Source organism: Candidatus Parvarchaeota archaeon, from assembly GCA_016866895.1.
GTDB lineage: Archaea > Micrarchaeota > Micrarchaeia > Anstonellales > VGKX01 > VGKX01.
Map to the genome: position 1 here is coordinate 1 of VGKX01000058.1, position 6,562 is coordinate 6,562.

Annotated in this window: 6 protein-coding genes; all 6 read right to left on the reverse strand. The window is 50.5% G+C overall.

Features of this window, described 5'->3' with window-relative positions; all coding sequences use genetic code 11:
• Position 1: 1 nt before the first annotated feature.
• Positions 2-736, reverse strand: a complete 735-nt coding sequence (locus FJZ26_03125) for a proteasome assembly chaperone family protein (protein ID MBM3229400.1) — start codon at positions 734-736, stop codon at positions 2-4.
• 217 nt (positions 737-953) lie between these two features.
• Positions 954-2,753 carry a hypothetical protein gene (locus FJZ26_03130; protein ID MBM3229401.1) on the reverse strand — a complete coding sequence of 600 codons (1,800 nt, stop codon included), beginning with the start codon at positions 2,751-2,753 and terminating at the stop codon, positions 954-956.
• A 55-nt stretch (positions 2,754-2,808) separates the two neighbouring features.
• Entirely contained in the window at positions 2,809-4,260 is a 1,452-nt protein-coding gene (locus FJZ26_03135) for a CpaF family protein (protein MBM3229402.1), read from the reverse strand.
• A 188-nt stretch (positions 4,261-4,448) separates the two neighbouring features.
• Positions 4,449-4,850 carry a DUF192 domain-containing protein gene (locus FJZ26_03140; protein ID MBM3229403.1) on the reverse strand — a complete coding sequence of 134 codons (402 nt, stop codon included), beginning with the start codon at positions 4,848-4,850 and terminating at the stop codon, positions 4,449-4,451.
• A gap of 73 nt (positions 4,851-4,923) precedes the next feature.
• Positions 4,924-5,691, reverse strand: coding sequence for a di-trans,poly-cis-decaprenylcistransferase (gene uppS, locus FJZ26_03145; protein ID MBM3229404.1), 768 nt, complete (start codon positions 5,689-5,691; stop codon positions 4,924-4,926).
• Positions 5,672-6,544 (reverse strand): hypothetical protein, encoded by an 873-nt coding sequence (locus tag FJZ26_03150; GenBank protein ID MBM3229405.1) that lies wholly within the window; start codon positions 6,542-6,544, stop codon positions 5,672-5,674. Before FJZ26_03150 ends, uppS begins: the two co-directional genes overlap by 20 nt.
• Between the last annotated feature and the right edge of the window lie 18 nt (positions 6,545-6,562).

Consider the following 6,562-nt stretch of genomic DNA (forward strand, 5'->3'; position numbering starts at 1 on the left):
CTTATCCGTACATAGGCCCAAGGCTCTCAGTCTTTGCGTAGTGCTGCTGTGCGGTTTTTGCCTTGTTCATCACGTCGCGCATCTTGGTCTCAATAAGTTTTGACTCCTGTTCAAGGGCGCTGGTGTCAATTTTCAGCCCAAGCATTTCGTTGACAACGTCTATCACCATTGTCCCGGCATGCGGGTCCATGTACTCTGGCTGTGCCTCTGCAAGAAGGGAAATGACAGGAAACTTCTCGTCCGCGCCTCTGGCCAAAAGAACCCCGGCGACTCCGGTTGTAGCCCCTTCCTTGATTAGCTTCACTGACTTGTACCTGCCTAGCTGCTCCACAAGCTCCATGTTGCTTGCAATTGCATAGACAGTGTCCTGCTCTCCCTTTATTGTAATGCCGCCAAGGGAAATTATCTTTTTAACCTTCATCTGCCTGGCAAAATCAAATATCCTGTCAGCAAGCTCGAACACTGCAGAAACAGGGATTACAAACTCGGAGAGTATTACGATAATGTTGGATTTTTTTGAGGCGTATATTCTTGCCGGGTGCAGTGGGATGTGGTTGTGCACTGCAGCCATTGGGGGAAAAACGTCGCTTTTTATGTATCCAAGAGGCTCCATCTTCAATTTTTCTACCATGTAGCTTGCCGAAATTGTCCCTACAAGCCCAAGGCCCGGAAACCCCTCAATCAATACAGGGTTTTTCAAGTCAACTTTCTTTGTGATTACAAGCTCGACTGCCATAAACCCACTCCATTTGCATTCCTAATATCTCAGACTTTCCTATCATCCAAAACTTTCCTATCATCTCTGAATACGATTTATTATTCCAATTTATTTCCCTGACTTATCCATGTAATCTTGTATAAATTCTTGTAAAGTTTATTCTATTGTACAATTTATTCTCTTGTATAATTTGGCATGCTTATAAATGCTCCCTCATAATGTCCCATCCATTCCCTCAAATCACCAAACCAGAGGCCGCCAAAAGCACTGCTACGGAAAGAGGGACTTGGAATAGCGCATAGACAATTGCCTGTCTTGGCCTGCCTTCAAGAAAAGCCACAAATGCAGCCGCCATTGCGCTGAAAATGGCAACGTATGCTGCAGAAATGAACTTGTTTGCTTCAATCGTGTCCAATTTTTGCAGCGCTTGCTTGTCCGCGTTTTGCTTGAGATAAGCCTGCTCCTGCTGCCACTGCAGCGCGCCAAACGGCCCCCCTGCAGACAGCTTGGCAATGCTTCCAGTCATCCCAATCACAAGGCCAATTACAAGGGGCACTAAAAGGGTGCTGCCTGCAATCACAGTGTATTTTTGCACAAGCGTAGCCGCATTTCTCTCCCTGATAAGCCCGAACAGGCCGTAGATGTCCTGCGCAACTTTTCTCAGCGCCGCCCTCATGTCATGCCCGCTTTTATGGCCTAGCATAAGAAGCGAGGCGCACCTGCCGACAAGCTGCGAGCTTGACCTGCATGAAAGCTGTGACAGGGCATCTTGCACTGGCACGCCTGCAACAATCTGCCTTCTCAAATGCCCAAATTCAACTGAAAGTGGCCCATGGCTAAACTTTTCAGCCGCCTGTGCTATCTTTTCAATGCCAGTGCCTTTTTGCATCCCTGCGGCAATTGAAAGGGCGTCAGGCAGGGCCTCTTCTATCCGTGCAATCCTCTTCTCTTCAATATATTCAAGGTACAGGTTTGCTGCAAAGGGAATTGCCGCAAAGGCCACGGCAAATATAGCCGCCTGCCATGCAAACACGCTCATTGCTGCAAAAACAGCCGCAAGAACCATGCAGGGAACAACAAGCTGCTGGCTTGAAAAAACCCGTCCAAATGCAATAAATCCTGCGTCATTGCCCGGTTCTCCAAATGCCTTGCCTTTCTCCTGCCACAATTTTTTTCTGAAATGGAGGGCAGGGGGAGCCTGGCTTGAAATGAATGCAAGAAGCGCAATGTCCAAAACAGGGAAAACAAGCACAAAGGCCGCAAACATCTGCACAGCCCCTACTTTTTGCGCCCCCAGGCCGTCCAGTGCCCCCAAAAGCGTCCCGTATATCATGAAAAAGGCAGGAAGCACGCATGCTCCTGTGACAAAAAGCAAGCCGCCAAACACTGCCTTGGAGCCAAACTCGCGCACCAGCGACAGCTGCCTGTGGCCCATCTCCTCGGCAAGCATCTCAAGGTGCGCCGCCTCGCCCCCCTGCTCGTAAATCGAAAGCAGCACTGAAACAAACCTTGAAAACTGCGTCGAGCCCAATCCTGCAGCCTGCTGCGAAAGCGCAAAAGATACGCTTTCGCCAGATCTCACCCCGCCTAGTGCCATCCCAAATATCCTTGAGCAGCTGTAACCCGCAGATGCAATCTCCTCCATAAGCCTTTCAAAAGGCAGCTTCAGTGCAATTGCAACTGATATATGCCCAATCACAAGTGGCAAGTCTGCCTCAATCTCCTGCCTTGCCTTTGCTGCAAGATGCGCGGGGGCGCGCAGGGCTGCAAAAAATGCGGCTGCAAAAGAAAGCAAAAACACACATGCTGCAAAAAGAAAGTCCTGCCACCCTGATACAAGCAGAAAGCAGGCAAAGGCGTATGTTCCTATTGCAAGTGCAATAACAAAAGAGGCAAATGCGAATTTTTCCGCCTTTATGTCAAAGCCCGCAACCTTCAAGTCCTTCTCAATCCCCATTTTTCTTTCGTGCCCTAAGCTAAGCCCCGCAAGCAAGTCCTGGTGCCCAACAAGTCCTGCCACAATCTTTTCAAGCATTTCTCCCAGACCCGGGGGTTGCTAAACCCCCCCTAGCCTTTTTCAGCCCTTGTGCCTACCTGAACTCCAGAATCCTTTGCATGGTTTTTTCCACCCCGCCTTTGTGCGCGGCAATTTTTCTCAGAAAAGCGGCCCTTTTTGAAATTGCGTTTAGAAGCTGCCGCTGCGACATGGAGTGCGAATGGCACACCTTTTGGGCTATCTTTGATTTGCAAACAACATCCGGCTGGGCCATTGCAAGCAGGTCTTTGGAGTAGTCGTATGAAAACAAGTCCAAAACCTTTGGGTCGCCTCCCCTGCCAGTACCCTGGCCATTGCCCTGCGCAACTTCGGCTATCTGGACAATCCGGCGCACTTCGCGTATGCCCACGCCGCTTGTATACTTTCCTATGCGCCTTTGGACAACAACCAGGTCTATCGAAGGCAAATCTATTTCCATTACCCCCTGCGCTGCAAGCCTCAGGCACGCCTCGCCTGCCGACTGGGCATGGTAGGTTGCATAAGCGCCCCTTGCCTGGCCTGAAAGTATGGACTCCATGAACGCCTGCGCCTCCTTTTGAGTCCTCACCTCGCCAATCACGACCCTGTCTGGCCGCATCCTCAGCGAGTCGGCAACAAGGTCGCAAAGCCCGATTCCGGCATCGGCCTGCTCAACAAGCCTCACCGCATGCCTGTGCGGGATGCTTATTTCCGGGGTCTCCTCAAGCATCAGCACGCGCTCGTCTGCAGGCACAAAGTTGAACAGGGCATTGAGGGTTGTTGTCTTGCCGCTTGCGGTGTTTCCGCACACAAGCACCGAGGCATCCGACTGCATTACAAGCCACAGAAATGCAAGCGCCTCATAGCTTGAAGTCTTCAGCGACCCAAGCTGCGGCGCGCCAATAGGGTCTGTCCTGAAACGCCTCAGGGTAATCTCGGTTTTTGAGACAGGGGGTATTGTGGCATGCAGCCGTGTTCCATCAGCCAGTATTGCGTTGAGCCGCGGCGACTGGAAAGTTATGCGCCTTCCAATGGCCCGTGACATCTTGTTTATCGCCTCTATTGCAGTGCTCTCGCTTGTAAAACCGAATGCAGTCTCCTTCCAGCCCTCCCCCTGCACATAAACAAATGCCGGCTTTCCAATCCCTATTACGGCAATTTCCTCAATCGTGCTGTCCTCAAGAAGCTTGTCAAGGAAAAAATAGCCCCAGCAGTGCAGGTAAAGGTACTGCGCCAGGTAATCCCGCTGGTCATTGTCAAGCTCTATCTGCTGCGCCTCGCACTGCTCAACAAGTATCCGGCTTGACACTTCGCCTGCCTGCTGCCCGTTGCGCACCTCTGACTTAAGCGCCTGTTTTCCAAACTCCTCAACGCAGGTGCAAAGCAGCTCCTCTTCCTCCTGCGAGATGGCAGGCAAGCTGATTTTATGGAATCTCTTGCCGGATTTTGCGCCAGATACCACGCCCCACCCAAGGGTAGTGCGCTTCTCGCTTGGCTCCCCCACAAAACAGGTTATGATTGGGAAGATTTAAGGCACTTTACGCCAGTTGCAGGCAATATTTCCATCACACTTAATATCATAATGCCGCAATTTTCTCAAGCAGCAAGCCAAATTTTTCAAATCCGGCCGCCTTGTTGAAGTGCCCGCATCCTGGAACAAACGTCAGTTCTGTGTGCAGATTCTCTGCCAGCTGCCCTCTGTTTCCTAGTTTTCACCTAATACTTTTCTGCAAGCCTTGTCCCTTTCTTCACTCCTTGCTTTCTTGCCGCCCCAGCCGAAAGCTCAAGCAAAAAGACTGCGGGTTTTGTTGGCGAGACCAAGGCCGTGAAAGGCAATACTTTCTCAAAAATTTCTGTCACCCTCATCTTTTCGTCAAGGTAAATGGCGTCAAATTCAAAGCCGACAAAAAAAGAGTGTATTGGCCAGATTCCGCTTGCGCCAAACTTGAACAAAATCGGCACGACTTTTTCCCTAAACATCAGCCCGCGCATCCGCAAAGCCGGATTGTCGGCAATCTCAAAGCCGGCGCACACGACTTTGCCATTGTCAAGATTTACTATTCTTCTCCCTTCAACCGCGGCAGTTTCGCCTTTTGTTTTGGTTTTTTGATTTTTCATGTGGTTTCCTGTCGCTTCATTTTTTTATTTTCCGTGGTGCATTTGATGCCGAAGTCTTACCTACAGCTCCCGTCTACTTCCCAAACCTGCGCCCCCTGTTCTCAAACCATTTAACCGCCCTGACAAAGTCGGCCTTTGAAAAATCGGGCCAGAGTTTTTTTGAAAAATAGAGCTCGGAGTATGCAGCTTGCCAGGGCATAAAGCCCGAAAGCCGCTGCTCGCCTGATGTGCGGATAATCAACTCAGGGTCGGGCAGGCCGCTTGTGTAGAGGAGTTTTTCAAACTCCTTTTCAGCAAGCTTTCTTTTGCCTGTTTTTTTCGCATTTGCAATCGCCTTTTCAACCGCATCAAGGATTTCATGCCTTCCGCCATAGCCAAAAAAAAGGTTGAGCTGGTATTTCGAATATTTGGATGAAACCTGCTCCAGCTTTCCAATCTTCTCCCTTATGTCCTTTGGGAAATAATCAGGCCTTCCGATGAACCTTACGCGCACCTGGTATTTTTCGTTTTCCGCAGCCCGCCTTATGGCCGTCTCCAGCTTTGAGCTGAAGATGCCAAAAAGCATGCTAACCTCTGCAGAATCGCGAAGGAAATTTTCCGTTGAAAATCCCCACATGGACACCATGCGAATGTCAAGCTGCTTGCACCATTTTAGCACGTAGCCAATCTTGCGTATGCCAAGCTCATAGCCCTCTTTTTTTCCAATCCCATGGCGCATCGCCCAGCGCCTGTTGCCATCAGGGATTATTGCCAAGTGCCTTATTGCCATTTTCCCAAACCCTTGTTGGCCGCCAAACACCGGGCCGCCCAAAACCTTCCTGCTATCCTTGTGCAGCCGCATTTCCGCCTACAATGTAATTGAGTACTGTCTCCATGTTGAAGCTTTTTGTAATCAAATCCATCTGGCCATACCTTGAGAGGAACTTTTCTGCGCCAAGTGCCTTTGCCCCAAGGAAAAATGCCTCGTGCCCTGCGTGCCCAAGTGTGTGCATTGAGTTGTAGATGTGCCTGTGAAGCTGCAAATCAGCCCCGTATTTTGCCCTCCAGGCAATCTCGTAACCTGCGGGGTTTTCACAATTTTTGCCTGCAAGCCTGCCACACTGCGAGCCAAAAAATATCCCGCCTCCAGTTGTTGCCTTGACCTGGCCGGCTGCATCTCCTGCCAGAAGCACTTTTTTGCCGCTGCTTTCCATGCCGGTTTTTTCCCTCATTGAAATCGGTATTATTGCAGACATGTACTTTTCGGGCTTTTTGCCCCCAAGCCCAAGTTCGCCTGTAAAAGCCTCAAACCTTTTTTTGATGTCGCAGGGAAGCCGCCCCCCCATGCCAATCTTTGCAGTCCCATCCCCGTTAGGAATCGCCCAGCCAAAAAATCCGGGAAACCTGCTTGGAGAAAGATACGCCTGCACTTTGTGCCTGTCCTCGCAATCAAACTCATAGTCAGCCTGGGCACAAATCACATATTCCCTTATTTTCGAAAAGCCAAAGTGCCTTGCAACCGAGGAGTTTGGCCCGTCTGCGCCTATGATGCAGTTTGCCTCATACTCCCCCTGCGCAACATGGCACCCTTCCTTGAGCCTAACTCCCGCCTCCTGCGCGCTTTGGGCAGCCATCCTGTCAAACTCGCCCCTGTCTATGACAAGGGCCTTTTCATTCTCGCTTGACTCAATGTAAAACCTCTTTCCTGCAGCCACGATTATTGCGCCATTGAT